Source organism: Pseudoalteromonas sp. NZS100, from assembly GCF_015864815.1.
Classification (GTDB): domain Bacteria; phylum Pseudomonadota; class Gammaproteobacteria; order Enterobacterales; family Alteromonadaceae; genus Pseudoalteromonas; species Pseudoalteromonas distincta.
The window spans coordinates 60548-81081 of sequence record NZ_JADYWM010000006.1 but is presented as its reverse complement, the minus strand read 5'-3'; the positions used below and the strand labels follow the sequence as shown (position 1 = coordinate 81081).

The window sequence follows — 20534 nt, the reverse complement described above, 5'->3', positions numbered from 1 at the left end:
ATTGGCTTATATATTAGCACAGTCCTTTTTTAATACTATTTATGCATTTTATGATAATCATATTGTAATAAAAACCGCTGATGTATCAGCGGTTTTTATAGTATGAGTAATATTACATTACGCGCATACCAGGCTCTGAGCCGTCATCTGGGTTAAGAATATAAATTTCTTTTCCGCCAGGGCCTGCTGCTAATACCATGCCTTCAGACATACCAAAGCGCATTTTACGAGGCTTAAGGTTAGCAACCATAACGGTTAGCTTGCCTTCGATATCCTCAGGTGCGTAAGCTGATTTAATACCCGCAAACACTTGGCGAGTTTCGCCGCCTAAATCAAGTGTTAGCTTAAGTAGTTTATCTGCGCCTTCTACGTGCTCTGCTTTAGCAATCTTAGCTACGCGTAGGTCTACTTTTGCAAAATCATCGAACTCAATCTCGTCGCTAATTGGCTCTTTCGCAAGTGGGCTGTTAGGGTCAATTGTTACTTTTGGTGCTAAGCTTTCTTTAGATTCTTCAACCATTTTGTTCACTTTATCCATTTCAACACGTTGCATTAACGGTTTAAATTTATTGATAGGGTGGCTTACTAGTGCATTTTGAACGCCGTCCCATGCAAGGTCGTCATTTAAAAACGCTTGTACGTTGTCTGCCATTCCTGGTAACACGGGTTTTAAGTAAGTAATTAAAACGCGGAACAAGTTAAGACCAAGAGAACACACTTCGTGTGCTTCTTGTTGCTTAGTTTCGTCTTTAATTAATACCCAAGGCGCTGCGCCATCAATAAACTGATTTGCTTTGTCGGCAAGCGCCATTATTTCGCGAATTGCGCGGCTGTAATCGCGGTTATCGTAGTGTGTTGTAATGCTCGGTGCAGCAGCTTGAAACTCTGCTAACAGCTCTGGTTGCATAATAATGTTGCTTAGCTTGCCATCAAACTTTTTAGTAATAAAGCCAGCACAACGGCTCGCTATGTTGACTACTTTACCTACTAGGTCTGAATTTACGCGCTGTGCAAAGTCTTCTAGGTTTAAATCCAGATCAACAATACCGCTACTTAATTTTGCTGCGTAGTAGTAACGTAAGTATTCTGGGTTTAAGTTATCTAAATAAGTACGCGCTTTAATAAACGTACCCTTTGATTTAGACATTTTTTCGCCATTTACAGTGACAAAACCGTGAGCGAATACGTTAGTTGGCTTTCTAAAATTCGCGCCTTCTAGCATTGCTGGCCAAAATAAGCTGTGGAAGTAGATAATGTCTTTACCAATAAAGTGATAAAGCTCTGCGTCTGAACCCTCAGCCCAAAACGCATCAAAGTCGATGCCTGTTTTGTCACACAGGTTTTTAAAGCTCGCCATGTAACCAATAGGAGCATCTAACCAAACGTAGAAGTATTTGCCCGGTGCATTTGGAATTTCAAAACCAAAATAAGGTGCATCGCGGCTAATATCCCATTGCTGCAAGCCATCGGTAAACCATTCATCTAGCTTATTAGCCATTTCTTGTTGAATAGTGCCCGAGTGTAGCCATTCTTTTAGCATGCCTTCAAATGCTGGCAGGTCAAAAAAGTAATGCTCAGAATCTTTCAGTACAGGCTCAGCGCCCGACATTACAGAACGTGGGTTGATTAAATCTGTAGGGCTGTATGTAGCACCACATGAATCACAACTGTCGCCATTTTGGTTTTCAGACTTACACGTTGGGCAAGTACCTGTTACAAAGCGGTCTGGTAAGAAAATACCTTTTTCTGGATCGAATAATTGCGAAATAGTGTGCTTTTTAATATGACCGGCATCGTTTAGGCGGTTATAAATAAGCTCGCTTAATTCTTTGTTTTCTTGGCTGTGTGTGCTGTGGTAGTTATCAAATTTGATATTAAAGTCAGCAAAGTCGCGTTGGCGCTCTATGCTTACTTGTTTTACCGCTTCTTCAGGCGTGATCCCTTGCTTTTGCGCATTAAGCATAATTGGTGTGCCGTGGGCATCGTCTGCGCAAACATAATAAGCTTCGTGGCCCTGTAGTTTTTGAAAACGTGACCAAATATCAGTTTGAATATATTCCAATAAATGACCTAAGTGAGTAGGGCCATTTGCATAAGGTAATGCGCTGGTAATCAGGATCTTTCGCTGCGTCATAATCATTCCGAATTGAGGATAAAACGCCGTTTTTATTATACAAACGACAATTATCATTAATTTATCCATAAGCTATTTGCTTAGAGTGCACACAGCTTATGGATTTTTATTAATTGACTGGTGTTAATGCCCTGAATGTTACATAATTCCGTGGCACTTTTCATCAAAGAAACGCTATTTAATTGCTATGTTTGGACTGTCGAAACTATTCTCTTCTAAATCGGTGCAAAAACAACCGATTATAACTGCCTTAGCGGCATATCGTAGTGCGGCTTTTGCCGTCGGTATTGACGAAAGCTTCATTGATACTATTACTCAAAATGACGATAAATCACTACACATTAAATTAACTCTGCCATTTGCTGGGCAATCAGAAATGCCTTTAGTTGAGCAACACGTAAGTGAAAGCTTAAATGTGCCTGTAACAATTAGCGCCAAGGTTATCATTAAAGAGGCGGCTAAGTTTAAAGCGATTAAACATATTGTGCTTATTGCCTCAGGCAAAGGTGGGGTAGGTAAGTCGACTACTGCTGTTAACTTGGCAGGCGCGCTTAAAAATGAAGGCGCAAAGGTGGGTATTTTAGACGCTGATATTTATGGCCCATCTATTCCAATGCTTTTAGGATTAGTGGGCGCAGAGCCCGTCACTAAAGATAACAAACAGCTACAGCCTTTTGATGCAAATGGCATTAAAGCGCAGTCAATTGGCTTTTTAGTCCCAAGCGATGATGCCACAGTATGGCGCGGACCAATGGCGTCAGGCGCGCTGAGCCAGTTACTTAACGAAACCGATTGGGGCGAGCTTGACTACTTAATTGTTGATATGCCACCGGGCACCGGTGATATTCAGCTTACAATGAGCCAAAAAGTACCCGCTAGCGGCACTGTTATTGTCACTACACCGCAAGATTTAGCGCTAGCCGATGCGCAAAAAGGCATTGCTATGTTTAATAAAGTAAACGTACCGGTGCTTGGCTTAATAGAAAATATGAGCCACTACATTTGCACTCACTGTGGTGAAGCTAACCACGTATTTGGTAAAGACGGTGCACAAAAACTGGCGCATAAGCACGGCGTGCCTGTACTTAGCCATATTCCACTTGCAATAGATATACGCGAGTATTCTGAGCAAGGTAAACTTATTGCAAGCGATAACGATGCAGCAATAAGCAAAACATACAGCGCAGCAGCAAGGCTAATAGCCAGCACGCTTTATTATCAACAGCATCACAATGCAATTGAAATTGTGATTACGGAAGATTAATAAATAATGAGACTTTCAGACACACATATTAAAGAATACTTAAACGATGGCCGCATTGTTATTGAGCCTGCACCAACGAGCGAGATGATTTCAGGCGTGACTGCCGATTTACGCTTGGGAAATAAATTTAGAACTTTTAATGCGCATAACGCGGCATACGTCGATTTAAGTGGTCCAAAAGATCAGTTAAATAAGGCCATGGAATCAATCATGAGTGAAGAAATAGTGCTTGATGAAGGTGAAGCATTCTTTTTACACCCAGGTGAACTTGCACTAGCTATTACCCATGAAAAAGTCACTTTGCCAGCAGATATAGTAGGTTGGTTAGATGGACGCTCATCGCTTGCGCGTTTGGGGTTAATGGTGCATGTAACCGCGCACCGAATAGACCCAGGCTGGAGCGGTAATATTGTTTTAGAGTTTTACAACTCAGGTAAATTACCACTGGCACTACGCCCGCTGATGAAAATTGGTGCTATGAGCTTTGAAATGTTATCGGGCCCGTGTGAAAACCCATACAATATTCGTAAAGATGCAAAATATAAAGATCAAAGCAGCGCAGTAGCAAGTCGTATTAGTGACGATAAATAATCACCAAATATAGGCATTACTCGTCTATTTTATGAAGCGCGTAACCCAGTAGTTCAAAATACTGGTTAAGCGCTTCATTTGCTTTATTAATATGCTCACTATTTGGGTATATTAAATTACTCCTTTTTAAGCCTCCCACCAAAAAGCTATTTTTTATATATGTGTGGCCTTCAATACAGGCTTCAAAACACCGTGCTGCAAGCTCTTCTGGCATGCTCATGTAATTCATGTTTTGTGCTTTATCGTGTTCTATACACGCTTGTACAAAGTTATTTGCATCAATACCATCTTCATCTAAAAATACATGTTTATAAAAACTGTTCAAAGCATTATTAAGTGGGTGCGATAAATTAGGCGTGTTTGAAAGCCATAGTTTTGAGGCAAAGCCAAATCGTGGTTTTGCTGCAAATAAATGCTCGCTTATATGATGGTCAAACGCATGAAACCATTCGTGAGCAAGTGCACCACCGCCTGCATTTTTTGCAAGAGCAAGTGTTTGAGAGGCTGCGTTATAATGCGCTTGCACACCTTTTTGACCACCATGACCAAACGCAAAATTAAGCTTGCCGCGCAGGCCAATTGCTTTAGGTGGTAAATGCAGTATTTGTGCTAGGTCGGCCAGTGCATCGTAAATTAAGTTGGCGCTAATATAGCGCTCTTCTTTAGTTACCCATTTACCAACGACCATTGACCTAAAGCCGAAGGTATCTCTTATATCGCTAAAGTCGACTTGGTCGTCAAAGCGATAGTCGGGTCCTTGGCGAGTAAAGCCACGTTTTAGTCTGTTAGGGTAGTTACGCATTGCAAGTTTCATATAGTAACGAATTTAATCTAAGTAACGTGCTTTTACGTGCTCGGGCATGTGTTGGGTTTGTTTTTGTATTAATTCATTAAGCGTATTATAAAGTGGTGCGGGATTTAGTTGCTCTATTAAAAACAAACTATGCGCTACAGCTTCAAGTGTGGATAGGCTGTCGGCCCGAGGGGCTTTACGAATAGCATAACGATTTTTAGGTAGCTGTTTAAAACTGACCGTTTTAAATTGATTTAGTAATGTGGTGAGCTGCAAAATTTTGTAGGCTTTTTTCCATGTACCATCAACCACGATTAAATGGGTGATGTTTTTTACACTTAGCTGCTCAGCGCTATCGTCTAAATTTATAGCGTGTTCGTTAGGGTAGAGTAAAACAGTTGAGCTTACTGGCAGTGTTTTTAGTATGGAAAAGTCATCATTATTTTCGCCTTTGATTATTTGGCAATCAGTTAGGCATAAATTGAGTAGTTTAGCGGTATTTTTTGCTATTTTTTCTTCACTCGGGTGCTGTAGAATAATAACCGTAACTTTGTTGTTTATATTTGTAATTGCGTTGCAAATACAGGTGTTTAGTGAAAAATTACAATGATTACAAAGTGTGCGTGCCATTTAATAAACTTTTTGTTGCCAGTATGATCCTCGCAATTATACATTTATAAGGTAATTAAGTTGGTTTTTTTTACGCATCAATATAAAGTAGTACTATTAAACTGTAACTTACATGGATTGTTTTAAGGGCTTAAAATATGACAGAAATAAATATTGATACATCAGCATTAGAGAGTATGGAATCGTTATTGGGTGAGCAGTTTGCTGATACACTTGATTTTTGCTGCTCAGAGTTTGAACGTTTAGGCTCAGAAGTGTTAGCAACAATTGGTAAAGATAAAGAAGCAGCTATTCGCCACTCCCATAGCTTAAAATCGAATGCGGCACAGTTTGGTGCTTCAAGCCTTGCTGAAGTATCGCGTGTTATTGAACAAAATTTAAACCTAGATAACTTAGCTGAAGCTATCGACGCATCTAATAGCTTAATGGCTCAAGTAACAGGCTCTCAAGCTAAGCTAAATGAATGGTTAGCATCTCGTTAATTATTAAAGCTGAAACGTGAATTTATTTCAGTATTAAGTAATCAAATACACTGGCATTTTACGCCTTTACTAGGTTAGTCTAAAGACTCACTAGGGCGTGTTGATCTTTCGGGATTGAATTTGCAACGAGTGTCTGGTTTTTAGGTTAGGCAGAGCCTATGCAGTGTGGTTTTTCCACATAAATAGGCGATAACAACACATAAAATCCAAACACGCATTGCCCAGAGGGTTCTTCCTAGGGGCTATTTTCTCTTTGTTACTCAATTTTTACTTAGCCCACTAGGTTACAAATCTCGCGCCGCGATTAAATCGCCCCTAGGTTGAACAAATTTAATCCATAAAGTCAATACGCCCTAAAGAGGTAAAAATGTCTGATATTAAAAAGAGTCACAAATTAGAAGGTGTATGTTATGACATTCGTGGGCCGGTTTTAGCACAAGCTAAAAAAATGGAAGACGAAGGTCAAAAAGTATTAAAATTGAATATAGGTAATCCGGCTGCTTTTGGTTTTGATATGCCAGAAGATATGCACCGCGATATTATCCGCAACTTATATTCAGCCCAAGGTTACTGTGACTCTAAAGGCCTCTATTCAGCCCGCGTGGCTATTTATCAGCACTATCAACAACGTGGATTACATAATTTAGATGTAGATAGCATATATATTGGTAATGGCGTAAGCGAACTTATTCAGATGATCACCCAAGCGCTATTAAATAATGGCGATGAAGTGCTTATTCCAGCTCCAGATTATCCACTTTGGACTGCTTCTGTCACATTATCGGGTGGTAATCCGGTGCATTATTTATGTGATGAAGAGCAAGATTGGTTTCCGGATATTGCAGATATAAAAAGCAAAATAACATCTAAAACTAAAGCTCTGGTATTAATTAATCCTAATAATCCGACAGGTGCGGTTTACAGTGATGATTTGTTAATGCAATTAATTGATATAGCGCGTGAACATAAACTACTGTTATTGAGCGATGAAATTTACGAAAAGATTTTATACGATGGTATAACGCATACTTCAATCGGCTCACTGTGTGATGATGTACCAATCATTACTTTTAATGGTTTAGCAAAAACCTACCGTGCAGCGGGGCTAAGAATGGGGTGGATGGTTCTAAGCGGTCGTACCTCGGTAATGGATGATTTACGCAAAGGTCTTGAAATACTTTCATCTATGCGTTTGTGCGCCAATGTACCTGCGCAATATGCAATTCAACAAGCGTTGGGCGGCGTGCAATCAATTGATAATTTAATTAACCCAGGCGGGCGCTTATACGAGCAGCGCGATATAGCATGGCGCGGGTTAAACGCTATTGAAGGCATTAGTTGTAAAAAACCTAAAGGCGCGCTTTATGCGTTTGCCAAAGTAGATACAGCACTTTTTAACGTTAAAGATGATGAAAAGATGATGTACGATTTGCTAAAAGCCGAAAAAATATTACTTGTACATGGCAGGGCGTTTAATTGGCCAGATCCTGATCATTTTAGGTTGGTCTTTTTACCAAGCAAAGATGATTTATCGGATGCGATGTTAAAAATGAAGCGCTTTTTTAAAGACTATCGCCAAGTATAGTTATTAAAAAATAATAAAAAAACGAGCCAAATTTGGCTCGTTTTTTACTTTAGTCATGAATATATTGCCTAATACGCTTTATCTACACGCACCGTGTTGTCGTTCAAGTAAACTAATCTTACGTTATCGCCTTTGCTAAAGCGCATTGATTGGTCTTGATCTTGAACAACCATAAACTGGTCGCCGTTTTCAACTTGTATTAATAACTCTACAAAATGATTTTGCTGATAATGACTTTGCTGCTGCCTATTATGTGCAACACTGCCGCCAATTACCGAGCCTAATATTGTTGCTACTGTGCGGCCGCTACCGCCACCAAATTGGTTGCCTACAACACCACCGAGTAATGCACCGCCGAAGGTTTTCCAGCCGTTATTTTTGTCTTGAATGATTTCTTGTTCGGTAATATTGCGTACCGATTTTACGTCACCAAATAAAACTTGCTGCACAGGGACTGCTTTATTGCGCTCGTATTGAGCAAAAGTTGGCGCGCTTACACTAAGTAGGGCACACATTATTAATATTATAGCTTTCATAATAATCTCCTATTGGTAGCCTTTATGGGCTTATTAGCCCGTAAAGGCTTAGTAACTACCAACCAAATGTCGATTTTTCTTTAGTTTTACGAATTTCAGTTTCGTCTGCCCATTCAACTAGGCCGCTTTCCATATCCATTAAACGCATCGTAAATTTATAGTATACGTCTGATTTGTCGGCATTTGATTTAACTATGCTCGATAAATTTCCGTATAACATATATTGCGCGCCAATTTGTTTACCAAATGCAACGGCTGTTGCAGGGTTAACAAGGGCATCTTCGTTTTGAAACGTTAATTGCTCACGTACTGACTCAACACGCGTCATATCTACAAAACGGAACTTACCACTGCGTAGCATTTGCGTTGAGATTGAATCGGTGATTGATTCAGTATCAATGTGCTCACTAGTTTTGTTTTTAATACGCTCAACAAATACTACGGGGCGTTTATTAGCGGTCATTGTGCCAACAACGGGTGAGCTGAGTAATGAATCGGTCATTTGACTCGCTACTTTTTGTAAGTCGGTAGAGCCAAAATTAATATCGGTTGTTTCTACTGCTTGTGCGTCGCCATAACTTACTACGGCTTTATTAGCACAGCCACTTAATACTAAAGCGCTGAGGCCAACTAAAGCGTAAGTTGATGCTGTTTTAAATTTGTTACTGATGATCATGGTTGTTTCCTTTAATCTTTAAATTCTTGTGATTCGGTAGACACTTCTCTAACTGCTAAAGAAAAGGTAACCGCATCAGAGCTCGGTGCTAAGCCCGGTAATTGTGTTTTTGCAAAACCAAATAAGGTGAGTGCTTGCCAAGGTGAATGGTTGCCTTTAATTACAAAGCCGTCTTTATCAAACCAATTAAACTGATACTGTAAATATTGTGATTTTTTATACTGGCTCGAAAGTGTCACTACTACATCGGTTAACTGGTTGGTTTGACGTGTTTTCACATCTGTAATGGCCAGCTTTTTACCAAGCTCTGGGTTATCTACACGTAATTGCTCATTAAACTGGTTTTTATTTTGTTCAACAGAAATACCCGATGTAACCGGTTGGCTGGAACATGCACTGAGCATTAAGGCTGCTAATAATGGCGCTATGTATTTCATGATGGCTCCTAAAGTTGAACTACGTGGTAATTAAAGTAGTTATTAATAGAGGTTAAGTAAATTAACGTTAACCCTTGCTTACTAATGGTAAAATTTATAGGTGCTTGTGTGCCTATATGCACAGAATGCTCACCTGTATTTAGGCTTTGCCTTGCGACACTTATTTGATTTGGAAGTGTAAGCCAGCTGCGTGTATCAGCTTGCTCAGACGCCAAATTATAAATATTAGCAAGTATGTTACCTACATCACCGGCACTACGAGCAAGTTCTGCCCGCACTTTCTCTTTAGCTACTAATCTAAGTACTTGGCGAGCGACTTTTGCAGGTATTTGATCTTCTAGAGTTTTAGCTGCAAGTGCTTCAATGTGTACCAGTGGGCTAAGCGCCAAGCTTTGTGCATCTATATTTATATTGTTAAGGCGGCTCACATAGGCATTATCTTTATATACCGGCATCGCCAAGCTGTAAAAGCGTGCATCGCCACGTGATGAATAAATTGGCAAGCGCAGTTTAAATTCATCTTGTTTTGGTACTAATCCTTGTTCAAATAAAACAATTACTTCGCCTTGTGATGAAGAAATAGTGGGCGTATCGCCAAAGCGTTTTTTAAATTCATTTAGATCTTGGTCAAACCCTTGTTTTTTAGCAAGGCGCATTACATCTTGCTGTAAATAAATATTGTTAGGTTGTATAGCCAATGCTTTTTTATAATCGATATAGGCGTCGTCGTATTGTTTAGCACTTTGGTAAAGCAAAGCAGATAAGTAAAATGTGTAGGCATTTTGAAAGCCATTTTTTATGTTTCTGGTTACATTGCTCATGCTTGGGTAGTGTTGCTGAGCTTCTTTAACGGTTGAGTCTACTTCTGCTTCATTCTCGCTAAGCGCATCAACTTGTACTTTATTAGCTCGGCGAATTTCGACCAATGCGCCTTCAACATCATTTTTATACACGTAGTTAAGTGCTTTATAACTATGAAGCATGCTCATTTCGTAAGCGGGTGGCACATAAGTTATTGCTGAGTCGTTGGTAAATAAAGCGTTACTTTGTTCAAGACCCGCACTAACTTGTATTTTGGCGGCTTCACGCTTTTTTTGCATTTGCGTATACACGTTCTCAAATTTACTTTGTGCATCATCTGGTGTATTAGCTAAGTCGTTTAAACGAGCTTGCTCAAGTTGGTTGAGTAAGTAGCTGCTGTGCAAGGTGCTATTATTAGCAATAAGGGATTGCGCTTCTTCGATGTTATTTTTCTCGATCGCATTTCTTATTGGTGTCATTTGCGTGGCATAGTCATTAAATAGGTCATTAAAACCCATTGTGCTACACCCACTTAAAATAAAACAAAAGCTTAAAATTATACTGCGGCGCACTGAGCACTCCTCTTAATTTACCTGTATACATTAACATACTATTTTTAGCTAAATGTGTGAAATATTGTAAAAAATCGTAGAGTAAAACTGCCTGCTAATAAAGAAATATAAAATGACATTGGTGAACAAAGTGTGAATTTTTTTGGTTTATTATCAACTACACTGAAATAGTATTTTCGCTTTAGCGGTCTTGCTAAGAGTTATATCACTCAGAGGAATTAAAAAATGAAAAAGTTCACAGGTGCAGCAATGGCTGTAATGGTAGCAGGTTTAGTTGGTTGTAATGCAACAGAGGCAGAAACGGCAACATCAAGTGCAGTTGCTAATAATGGCGCAACAACTGATTTAGTTCATTGTTATGATGCGAATGTATGTGGTGGCCATAACGATTGTAAAACAGCTGAGAATGCATGTGCAGGTCAAGCGTCATGTAAAGGGACTGGTTTTGTAGCAATGCCTGCAAAATCATGTGCTGACGTTGGCGGTACAGTAAAAGATAAATGGGTTGGCAGTGTAGCTAAAGCAGATTTAGTACATTGTAACGATGTAAATGTGTGTGGCGGTCATAACGATTGTAAGACTGCTAATAATGCTTGTGCTGGACATGCATCATGTAAAGGCACCGGTTTTGTATCAATGCCTGCAAAAGCATGTGGTGATATTGGTGGCTCTGTAGGTAGCTAATACCAATTTATCGAACGCATAAAATAAGCCTGAACGATGTGTTTTCTTATTCAGGCTTATTAAGGAAGTTTATGACAAATCGTTTTTTAGGTTTTGGTTTAGGACTGAGAGCCCCGCATTTTGAGCAAATTATTTCAGAGAAACCAGCTGTAGACTGGTTTGAAATTATCTCAGAAAACTATTTTGTAGCCGGTGGAAAACCTTGGCATTTTTTAAATAAAATAAGAGCAGATTATCCGATTGTTATGCATGGGGTATCAATGTCGATTGGTAGTATTGACCCTATTAATAAGGACTACTTAAATCAGTTAAAAAACACAATTGCGAGGGTTGAGCCGCAGTGGGTGTCTGATCATTTATGTTTTACCCAAGTGGGTGGTATTAATAGCCACGATTTACTACCAATGCCTTACACCTCAGAGGCACTTGATCATTTAGCAAATAAAATTTCGCAAGTTCAGGACTACCTAGGGCGCGAAATGATTTTTGAAAATGTATCGAGCTATTTAACCTATAACGATTCACAAATGAGTGAATGGGAATTCTTAGCGCAATTACATAAGCAAACAGGCTGTAAGTTTTTAATGGATGTAAATAATGTTTATGTAAGTGCACGAAATCACGACTTTAATGCTATGGATTATTTATCAGCTATTCCGAGTACAGCTATTGCACAAATTCACTTAGCAGGACATCAAGACTTTGGTACGCATATTATAGATACGCACGATGAAGATGTTCCCGATGCGGTATGGGACTTATATGCTCAGTATGCAAAAACATTAAATCCGGTAAGTACCATGATTGAACGCGATGATAATATTGGCTCCCTTGATGATTTAATTACTGAGCTTGAGCATGCCAAAGCGCTAGTGAAACCGTTTTGGGATATAAGGCCATGAGTGATTTAGCAAAGCTGCAACAACAGTTTATGAGTTTACTGCAAGGTGAAAGTTCGGATATTAGTGAGCAAATTGCGCAGCAAGGGCAGTTAAATACACAACAGCGACTCTCTATTTATCAAAGCGCTTATAAAATTCGCTTAAGAGCCGTGATTGAGCAAGATCACGAACAGTTGGGTATTTACTTAGGTGATGATTTATTTGAGATGATGGTTGATGGTTATTTAGCTTTATATCCTTCAACTCATACGTCACTACGAATTTTTGCAGAGCAACTACCAGATTATTTAGCCGCTAATACTCCTTTTAGTGATTACCCCATACTTGCAGATATAGCCAAATTTGAACGACTATTACTAAGTACTTTTGATGCAAGCGATAAAACATTACTTAATGTATCAGAGCTTGAAAGTATTGAACCTCAAAAATGGCCAAATTTACTATTAAAATTACATCCAAGTGTACAGTTAGTTGCGTTTAATACGTTGGCGGTTGAAAGTTGGCAGGCAATAAAACAAAAGCAAACACCGCCAGAGCCAAGAGTCTCAGAACCTCGCTTTTGGGTTGTAGCACGTGATACTGAAAGACGTACACAGTATTTAAGCGTTGATGCACAAGAATACCGCTTACTGAGTTTATTAAAACAAAACACACCCTTTGCACAGTTATGTCAATCCTGTTTAAATGAACTCCCTGGTGAGCAAATCGCTGGGTTTTTAATTACTAAAATTAATCAATGGCTTGAACGTGGTTGGTTAATTAGCGAGTGAGTTTAAACAATATAGTTATTTTTCGTTGCGAAGGAATTTTTTTGAAAGCCACCATATACACATTAATTGCTTTAATTGCGTTTGCCGCAAATTCTCTTTTTTGCAGAATGGCCTTAGCAGAAGGTTATATAGATGCTTGGAACTTTACTGTTATTCGCTTACTTAGCGGGGCTGCATGTTTGGGCATTATAATGGCTATTTATACCCATAATTTAAAACGTAAAGGCACATTCAATCCCGCTATTTTAAGTGACAGAGGAAGCTGGCGAAGCAGTATTAGCCTGCTTGTTTACGCGCTTTGTTTTTCGATTGCCTACGTAGAGCTAGATACCGGTACCGGTGCACTAATTTTATTTTCCGCTGTGCAACTTACTATGATTGGCTGGGGTATTTATCAAAAAGAGCAATTAAGCGTACTTCAGTGGTGTGCATTTATAGTGGCGTTATCTGGTTTTGTATATTTAATGCTGCCATCTGCAGCGGTGCCTTCATTATTAGGTGCATCACTTATGGCACTCAGTGGTGTGGCATGGGGTATATACAGTATTCGCGGTAAAGTGTGCGTATCGCCACTGCGTACTACTGGGTTTAACTTTATAAGAAGCTTAGTTGCTATCCCTGTTTTATTACTTGTAGGTATGAGTTATTTAAAAAATATGAGTATTGAAGGGGTGTTACTTGCGTGTGCCTCCGGGGCAATAGCGTCTGGAGTTGGTTATAGTGTTTGGTATGTAGCAATGCCACTGCTTAAAAGTACCCAAGCTGCGGTTGTGCAACTTTGTGTGCCGGTACTTGCTGCCATTGCTGGTGTTTTGTTTTTATCAGAGCAAGTAACAATGGAGTTTTTAGTAGCAAGCTCCTTAATATTAGGGGCCGTGCTGGTGTTTATTTTAAATAAAAAGAAGGCTTAATAAAACCTAACCTTCTTTTAGGTGTGGGCTTACGTTTGTTACAAAGCGTTTATAAATAGCAGGTAAGTTATCAAGTATTGCCTGCTTACCTTGTAGTTCACTGTTTTTTATGCACTCAAAAAGTACTTGCTCGCTAAGTTTATTCACTAATAATTGTGATTGCTTAATATGGCTTATATGCCAAAGCTCAGGTGCTACGCCACCTAAATCATGCTGGTAAGGGCGATAAAAACCAAATTTAACTAAGTTAGTATCAAGCCAATTACTTAAAGGTGCAAACGGCCCACCTTGCAGGTATTCATCAGGTGTTAGCTGTAGCTTATAATCATCACTGACCGCAGCTTTATCAAACACATCTAAGTCAGTCCCTAAATGGTGCCTGCTTGCGCCAGGTAGTGCAGAGTAGAGCATTATTGCTATGCATTTATCTACATCATTTAATTTAGTTAAATCTACAACCTTTTGCTGTTTATTATAAACAGGTCGAATACCTAAAAACTTATTATTCCAAATAATTGACTGGCGTTCAAAGTCGCGAAAACTTGAGGCAATAGTAAGATTAAATCCCGCTTTTTGAGCTGCACTTTGCAGCGCTAAAAAGTCGCTAATAATAGCGCTGTGCAAGCGATGATTTTGTATGTCAGTTAAATGTGTATCACTTTGCCCTGTGATACACATTATCGATGTTGGTTTAGTTACATCCATTATGCTAAAAGTTGCTCTAGTATTTGCTCGTAAATGTCGGTAAGGGCTATTAAATCATCGGTACTTACGCATTCATCTACTTTATGAATAGTTTCGTTACGTGGGCCAAGTTCAATTACTTTAGCACCTGTTTGTGCAATAAAACGCCCGTCAGATGTGCCACCTGTGGTTTCTAGGTTTGTGGTTAAACCGGTTACCGATTTAATAGCTTTTACTGTGGCATCAACAAGTGGGCCGTGCTCGGTAATAAAAGGCAAGCCATTTACTATCCAGCTTAAGTCATAATTTAAGTTATGCTTTTGCAGTATGTCATTTACACGTTGTTGTAATTGCTCATGTGTTACTTGCGTGCTAAATCTAAAGTTAAACTGTACTTCTAGCTCACCTGGGATCACATTACCTGCACCTGTGCCGCCATTAATATTTGAAATTTGAAAGCTGGTAGCAGGGAAGTATTCATTTCCGTTATCCCACACCGTTTGGCTAAGCTCTGTAAGGGCAGGGGTTGCTAGGTGAATTGGGTTTTGTGCTAAATGTGGATAGGCGACATGCCCTTGTACACCCTTAACGGTTAAAAAAGCGGTAAGTGAGCCTCTTCGGCCATTTTTAACAACATCACCTAATACATCTCGTGATGAAGGCTCGCCTACTAGGCACATATCAATTTTTTCACCGCGCGCCTCTAGCGTATCAATTACACGGGTAGTCCCGTTTATAAACGGGCCTTCTTCGTCAGAAGTAATTAAAAATGAAATTGAACCTTTATGATCTGGATGTTTAGTAACAAAACGCTCGGTTGCAACAAGCATTGCAGCTAACGAGCCTTTCATATCGGCAGCGCCGCGCCCATGTAATAAACCGTCTTTTATTAATCCTGAAAACGGCGGGTGTTGCCAATTTTTTTCAGGGCCTGTTGGCACAACATCAGTGTGGCCTGCAAAACAAAAGTGCGGTGATTGTGTGCCTTTTCGAGCCCATGTATTTAATGTGTCGGTAAAAAATAATGACTCTATATTAAAACCAACTGCAGCAAGGCGATCGTTCATCATCTGTTGGCAGCCAGCATCTTCGGGCGTTACTGACTCACGTTGTATTAGTGCTTGGGCGAGTGCAATTACATCATCTTTCATGATTTAAATATCTCATCGTATTGGGCTGCTTTAAAACCTAAGTGGTAACTGCCATTGTTAATAAGTACTGGACGTTTGATCATGGCAGGTTGTTCAACTAACAATGGGATAGCACTTTCTTTAGTCAAACTCTGTTTTTGCTCATCAGTTAGTGCGCGATAAGTTGTGCCACGTTTATTAACAAGCTGTTCCCAATCGAGTTTATCTGCAAAATCACTTACCATTTGCTCATTTACGCCATCTTTGCGGTAATCATGAAACGTAAATTCGATGTTGTTGTCGGCTAAGTATTTTTTTGCTTTTTTTATCGTGTCGCAATTGCTAATACCGTATAGAGTGATCATAAATTTAGTTCTTCTTAATAATAGTTAATAAGGTATCTACATCCGCATTTACATGCGAATGTGAGTAATGAAATGTGCCGAGATTATGGCCGTTAAGTAAGATTAAACTGGCCAGCATAGGCGTTTCTAGTTCACGTAAATCAAAATAAGCGAGGCGCTGGCCTTTACTTATTTCACTACCATTTAATTGTGCAATATGGGTATGTGTAATTGATTGCGAACCGGTAATAGTTAAGTTGATTAAAACTTTTAAACCATTTTTAGCCTGTAAAATAAACTCAGTACCTGCGTTTTTTACTTGTAATAACGTGCCATCAAACGGCGCTAAAATTTTGTGGCTACTGAGCTTTACAGTAATACCAGGACCGAGAATACCAAACCTAAAAATAGGTTCGGGGTGTTCTTGAAGCGGTATTACTTTACCTGTAAATGGGCTTGTAATAAGGATGGCACTGCGGGGCGTTTTATTGAGTGCTAGATATTCAATTGTTTGTGCTTTCATATGCTATTGGGCCACCACGTTGTAACCATCTTTTTTTAAGGCGTTAAGTGCTAGTGAGGCCGTTTGCTTTTTTACTAAAATATAATCGGTATCGTAGGTTGAGATTGAAAAAATAGAAATTTTAGCGCGTGCTAATACACCCGATATATTAGCCATTATTCCGGTCAGCGAAAAACCAAGTGGGCCAACCACTTCAAGTGCTTGCCAATCAGATTCGGTATCTAAACTCTCTATTTCAAAGCTACTAGGGCAAACAATAGATAGTTCATCCTGGGTTTTAGATATAAAAAATAAAGGAAGCTTTAGTAGCGCCGCAGGTATATCGGCGTCAACATCTAAACTGTGAATAGATAAAACCGTGCTGTGTAATTGTAATGTTTGTTTTGACATTAAACGCCTGCGATACAGCATTATTGATAGCTTTATAGTATAGATTATTGCCTTCAAGTTAAAGGTGTAACCGTGACTAAAATGAGCATTTGGAAGTGGGTTTTAATAGAGATTAAAAACTTACCCACAATTTCTGTGGATAAGTATGGGGGTTGCAGGGTATAAATAGCCTAACTACTTAATTATTAAATAAATAATAGCTAGGCTATAAAAAGCACACGTTGTGTTTAATGTGCTATTAGCGCTTCTGCTTGGGCTGCCTGAATTGCAGTTAAGGCGATTGTATACACAATATCATCGACCAATGCACCACGGCTCAAGTCGTTTACGGGTTTGCGCATACCTTGAAGCATAGGGCCGATACTTATTAAGTCGGCACTGCGTTGTACTGCTTTATATGTTGTATTACCCGTATTTAAATCTGGGAATATAAATACAGTCGCTTTACCAGCTACAGGGCTGTTAGGCGCTTTTTTAAGTGCTACATTTTCCATTATAGCGGCATCGTATTGTAGTGGGCCGTCGATAATTAAATCAGGACGTTTTTGTTTTGCTATTTTTGTGGCTTCACGTACCTTTTCAACATCGGCACCCGTACCTGACGTGCCAGTGCTATAGCTTATCATTGCTACACGTGGCTCTATGCCAAATGCAGCTGCAGAGTCGGCAGATTGAATCGCTATATCAGCAAGTTGTTCAGCATTAGGGTCGGGGTTAATCGCACAGTCACCGTAAACTAACACTTGATCAGGTAGCAGCATAAAAAATACGGAAGATACCAGTGATGATCCTGGCGCTGTTTTAATTAGCTGCAGGGGGGGGCGAATTGTATTGGCTGTGGTATTAACCGCGCCCGATACTAAACCATCTACTTTACCTTGCTCAAGCATCATTGTGCCAAGCACGACGTTATCTTGTAGCTGCTCTTGTGCTACAACCGCAGTTAGGCCTTTGCTTTTACGAATTTCGACCATAGGTGCAATATAATCATTTATAATACTTTTTGGCTCGATGATACTTACATGTTCGTTTAGCTCAATACCTTGCTGCTGTGCAATACGTATTATTTCTTCGCGATCGCCAAGCAATATAGTTTTAGCAATGCCACGTTGACCACAAATAGCAGCCGCTTTAATTGTACGAGGTTCGTTTCCTTCTGGTAATACTACGGTTTTATCTGCTTTACGTGCTTTATCGGTTAATAAATAACGAAATGCAGGTGGTGATAACTTACGCGTTTTGCCTACACTTTGAGCTAGAGTATCGAGCCAGCTTGAATTAATATGTTCTGCGTTGTGATCTTTTACTTTTTCAATGCGTTGGTCATCATCATTTGGTACTTCCATATTAAAGTTATGCAGTAATAGTGATGTGCGCCATGTGTCGGCATCGGTTGCGAGTATTGGTAAACCGGTTTGCATGGCTTGTTCACACAAAGCCATAATACGTGGCTCTGGCTCAAAGCCACCGGTGAGTAATATAGCGCCAAGTTTAGTGCCGTTCATAGCAGATAAACACGCAGCAACAAGTATGTCTGAGCGATCGCCCGGTGTTACTAATAAAGCACCTGGCGTAAAATAATTTAAAATATTAGAAACCGTACGAGCACAAAAAGTAATACGACGCAGACGACGATGAAGCATATCGCCTTCGTTAATTATTGTTGCTTTTAAATACGCGCTTAAGTCTTTTACGCGTGGCGCTACTAAGTCAAAATCCCACGGGATTGCGCCAAGCAACATAAACGGATTCTTTTTAAAAATAGGTAAAGACGCTAAACGATTTAACTCGTTTTCAAGCTCTTCGGGTTTGTAAGCATCGACTAAATCGGCGCGTGCACGGCCTTCTTCATCAAGTGGCGCATTTACTTTATTAAAAATACAGCCCAGTACACGAGGATGATCGATTCCACCGTAATTACCTGCTGCAATTTCTAGGCGGTCTTCTATTTGAGTAATGGTGTAATTACCAGGGGTAAGTACAAATACAATTTCAGCGCCGAGTGTTTGCGCAATTTCGCGGTTTACACGCCCAGCATAAGGTTGGCGACGAGTAGGCACCATACCTTCAATAATAGCGACTTCATCGTCGTTTATTTTACTTTCAAAGCGTTCAACAATTTCCTCTAGTAGATCATCACCTTTACCGTCGCCAATCATTTGCTCAGCATAATCAAGAGCAAAAGGGGTGGGTGGGTTAATAGGTGAACCTTGAGTGACTATTTGTGTTGATTTTTCAGGACCTGTTTCGCCTGAACGAGGCTGAGCGATGGGTTTAAAAAAGTTAACTTTAACTGTTTTTTGCTCAAGAGCGCGAACTAAACCAACTGATACCGACGTTAAACCCACACCGGTAGACACAGGAATTAACATAATACGACGTGCCATATTAAAGCTCCTTTACGATGTTAGCGGCATCAAGTGCAATAACCCACTCTTCGTTGGTCGGCATTACTACCACTTTTGGTGAAGTATTGGCTGAACTAATAATACCTTGATTACCAAAACGTGCATCAAGATTGCTCTTCTGGTCACAACTGAACCCTAAAAAAGCTAATTGATTAATGACATTTTCACGTATGATATCGGAGTTTTCGCCAATGCCGCCAGTAAATATAAGTGCATCTAAACGTTGTAATGGTACCATGTAGGCTGCAATTTGTTTGGCTAGTCGGTAGCAAAAAATATCCAGCGCTAAACGTGCTTGTTTATGTCCGGCAACAGCGGCTTCTTCAATCGTTCGGCAATCGTTAGAGAGTTCGCTAATACCTAGTAGGCCGCTTTCTTGGTTTAATAAATTATCTATTTGCTGAGCGTTGTAACTAAGCTGTGTGGTTAAAAAATTAAATAAACCGGGGTCAATATCTCCACTGCGAGTACCCATAACAATACCAGCCAATGGCGTTAAACCCATACTGGTATCAACACTTTTACCATTTTTTATTGCAGTAACAGAGCAGCCATTACCTAAATGAGCACTAATGAAATTACTCTTCTCTATAGGCTGATTTAATAATTTAGCAGTTTGTCCTGCTACATAGTAATGACTTGTGCCATGCATACCATAGCGTCTTACACCGTAGTCTGTATAAAGCTTATAGGGTAGGGCGTAAAGGTAGGCAACTTCATCCATAGTTTGATGAAATGCTGTGTCAAATACTGCTACTTGCGGTAAACCTATAAATGAAGCTTGTGCAGATGAAATACCTAACAAGTTCGCATGACCATGTAGCGGCGCTAAAGAAGACGCTTTAGTAATACCGTTAATTACATCTTCATCAATTAAGACTGACTTTGTGAAATGCTCTCCGCCATGAACAACACGGTGCCCAACAGCAATAAGGTGCTCATCAAGGTTATGATCCTTTATTAAGCTTACAAGCGTATTTATAGCCTCAGCATGTGCTTGATTAGCCGCTAAGTCGATAACCGTCTTAGCCCCATTAAATTTGTATTTAATGGAGGGGGCTTTGGCGCCCAAGCGTTCAGCAAGGCCTGATATAATTTCGTGACCGTCGTTTGCATCAATAATGGCAAACTTTAAACTAGAGCTACCACAGTTTAAAACTAAAACATGTTGGGATTCAGGGGAGGTTGTTGGCATAGATTCAATTTCCATAAACAAATTTAGTAAGTGAACGTTAATACGTGATAGTTACACTTACTGTATTAAATAAAGCTAAAACAATTGAATGT

General features: G+C 39.7%; 22 protein-coding genes. 8 read left to right on the top strand and 14 right to left on the bottom strand.

Annotated elements, in window-relative coordinates; genetic code table 11:
• Positions 1-112: 112 nt before the first annotated feature.
• Positions 113-2134 (bottom strand): methionine--tRNA ligase, encoded by a 2022-nt coding sequence (metG, locus tag I6E69_RS08105; RefSeq protein ID WP_197121011.1) that lies wholly within the window; start codon positions 2132-2134, stop codon positions 113-115.
• 187 nt (positions 2135-2321) lie between these two features.
• Here metG and apbC point away from each other — a divergent pair, with 187 nt between their 5' ends.
• Positions 2322-3398: an iron-sulfur cluster carrier protein ApbC gene (gene apbC / locus I6E69_RS08100; RefSeq protein WP_182715318.1), complete on the top strand. Its 1077-nt coding sequence runs from the start codon at positions 2322-2324 to the stop codon at positions 3396-3398.
• 6 nt (positions 3399-3404) lie between these two features.
• A complete protein-coding gene (gene dcd / locus I6E69_RS08095; RefSeq protein WP_197121010.1) occupies positions 3405-3989 on the top strand; it encodes a dCTP deaminase in 585 nt (194 codons plus the stop codon).
• Between the two features lie 16 nt (positions 3990-4005).
• Here dcd and I6E69_RS08090 read toward each other — a convergent pair whose 3' ends face one another.
• Complete coding sequence (locus I6E69_RS08090) at positions 4006-4791, bottom strand: CLCA_X family protein (protein ID WP_197121073.1); 786 nt, start codon at positions 4789-4791, stop codon at positions 4006-4008.
• A gap of 24 nt (positions 4792-4815) precedes the next feature.
• The gene (locus I6E69_RS08085) at positions 4816-5412 is read right to left on the bottom strand and encodes a tRNA-uridine aminocarboxypropyltransferase (RefSeq protein ID WP_007375411.1); all 597 of its coding nucleotides are present in this window, start codon (positions 5410-5412) and stop codon (positions 4816-4818) included.
• A 137-nt stretch (positions 5413-5549) separates the two neighbouring features.
• On the opposite strand from I6E69_RS08085, the gene I6E69_RS08080 reads away from it, so the two are divergent.
• Positions 5550-5894: an Hpt domain-containing protein gene (locus tag I6E69_RS08080; protein WP_002959674.1), complete on the top strand. Its 345-nt coding sequence runs from the start codon at positions 5550-5552 to the stop codon at positions 5892-5894.
• A gap of 367 nt (positions 5895-6261) precedes the next feature.
• Entirely contained in the window at positions 6262-7479 is a 1218-nt protein-coding gene (locus I6E69_RS08075) for a pyridoxal phosphate-dependent aminotransferase (protein ID WP_002959675.1), read from the top strand.
• A gap of 68 nt (positions 7480-7547) precedes the next feature.
• Here the strand turns inward: I6E69_RS08075 and I6E69_RS08070 are convergent, their stop codons facing one another.
• From I6E69_RS08070 to I6E69_RS08055, 4 genes are read right to left on the bottom strand one after another with little or no spacing between them, the layout of a single operon-like run.
• Positions 7548-8015, bottom strand: coding sequence for a glycine zipper 2TM domain-containing protein (locus I6E69_RS08070; protein WP_002959676.1), 468 nt, complete (start codon positions 8013-8015; stop codon positions 7548-7550).
• Positions 8016-8070: 55 nt separating this feature from the next.
• Positions 8071-8691 carry a penicillin-binding protein activator LpoB gene (gene lpoB, locus I6E69_RS08065; RefSeq protein ID WP_007375407.1) on the bottom strand — a complete coding sequence of 207 codons (621 nt, stop codon included), beginning with the start codon at positions 8689-8691 and terminating at the stop codon, positions 8071-8073.
• Positions 8692-8702: 11 nt separating this feature from the next.
• Positions 8703-9128 carry a YcfL family protein gene (locus I6E69_RS08060; protein WP_002959678.1) on the bottom strand — a complete coding sequence of 142 codons (426 nt, stop codon included), beginning with the start codon at positions 9126-9128 and terminating at the stop codon, positions 8703-8705.
• 8 nt (positions 9129-9136) lie between these two features.
• A complete protein-coding gene (locus tag I6E69_RS08055) occupies positions 9137-10501 on the bottom strand; it encodes a COG3014 family protein (RefSeq protein ID WP_197121009.1) in 1365 nt (454 codons plus the stop codon).
• A 225-nt stretch (positions 10502-10726) separates the two neighbouring features.
• On the opposite strand from I6E69_RS08055, the gene I6E69_RS08050 reads away from it, so the two are divergent.
• From I6E69_RS08050 to I6E69_RS08035, 4 genes are all read left to right on the top strand, one after another.
• The gene (locus I6E69_RS08050; protein ID WP_182724280.1) at positions 10727-11185 is read left to right on the top strand and encodes a hypothetical protein; all 459 of its coding nucleotides are present in this window, start codon (positions 10727-10729) and stop codon (positions 11183-11185) included.
• A 71-nt stretch (positions 11186-11256) separates the two neighbouring features.
• On the top strand, positions 11257-12087 hold the full coding sequence (locus I6E69_RS08045; protein WP_197121008.1) for a DUF692 domain-containing protein: 831 nt from the start codon (positions 11257-11259) through the stop codon (positions 12085-12087).
• Positions 12084-12857: a DNA-binding domain-containing protein gene (locus tag I6E69_RS08040; RefSeq protein WP_197121007.1), complete on the top strand. Its 774-nt coding sequence runs from the start codon at positions 12084-12086 to the stop codon at positions 12855-12857. Before I6E69_RS08045 ends, I6E69_RS08040 begins: the two co-directional genes overlap by 4 nt.
• A 41-nt stretch (positions 12858-12898) precedes the next feature.
• Positions 12899-13768 (top strand): DMT family transporter, encoded by an 870-nt coding sequence (locus tag I6E69_RS08035; protein WP_165742930.1) that lies wholly within the window; start codon positions 12899-12901, stop codon positions 13766-13768.
• 6 nt (positions 13769-13774) lie between these two features.
• Here I6E69_RS08035 and I6E69_RS08030 read toward each other — a convergent pair whose 3' ends face one another.
• From I6E69_RS08030 to I6E69_RS08000, 7 genes are all read right to left on the bottom strand, one after another.
• Positions 13775-14473, bottom strand: coding sequence for a M15 family metallopeptidase (locus tag I6E69_RS08030; RefSeq protein WP_197121006.1), 699 nt, complete (start codon positions 14471-14473; stop codon positions 13775-13777).
• Positions 14473-15603: a succinyl-diaminopimelate desuccinylase gene (dapE, locus tag I6E69_RS08025; RefSeq protein WP_197121005.1), complete on the bottom strand. Its 1131-nt coding sequence runs from the start codon at positions 15601-15603 to the stop codon at positions 14473-14475. Before dapE ends, I6E69_RS08030 begins: the two co-directional genes overlap by 1 nt.
• Positions 15600-15947, bottom strand: a complete 348-nt coding sequence (locus I6E69_RS08020; protein WP_002959693.1) for an ArsC family reductase — start codon at positions 15945-15947, stop codon at positions 15600-15602. Before I6E69_RS08020 ends, dapE begins: the two co-directional genes overlap by 4 nt.
• Before the next feature lie 4 nt (positions 15948-15951).
• Positions 15952-16449 (bottom strand): PTS glucose transporter subunit IIA, encoded by a 498-nt coding sequence (locus tag I6E69_RS08015; protein ID WP_002959694.1) that lies wholly within the window; start codon positions 16447-16449, stop codon positions 15952-15954.
• Between the two features lie 3 nt (positions 16450-16452).
• Positions 16453-16839 (bottom strand): ACT domain-containing protein, encoded by a 387-nt coding sequence (locus tag I6E69_RS08010; RefSeq protein ID WP_002959696.1) that lies wholly within the window; start codon positions 16837-16839, stop codon positions 16453-16455.
• A 227-nt stretch (positions 16840-17066) separates the two neighbouring features.
• Positions 17067-19226 (bottom strand): phosphate acetyltransferase, encoded by a 2160-nt coding sequence (gene pta / locus I6E69_RS08005; RefSeq protein ID WP_197121004.1) that lies wholly within the window; start codon positions 19224-19226, stop codon positions 17067-17069.
• Position 19227: 1 nt separating this feature from the next.
• On the bottom strand, positions 19228-20442 hold the full coding sequence (locus I6E69_RS08000) for an acetate kinase (RefSeq protein ID WP_193226323.1): 1215 nt from the start codon (positions 20440-20442) through the stop codon (positions 19228-19230).
• Positions 20443-20534 lie beyond the last annotated feature (92 nt).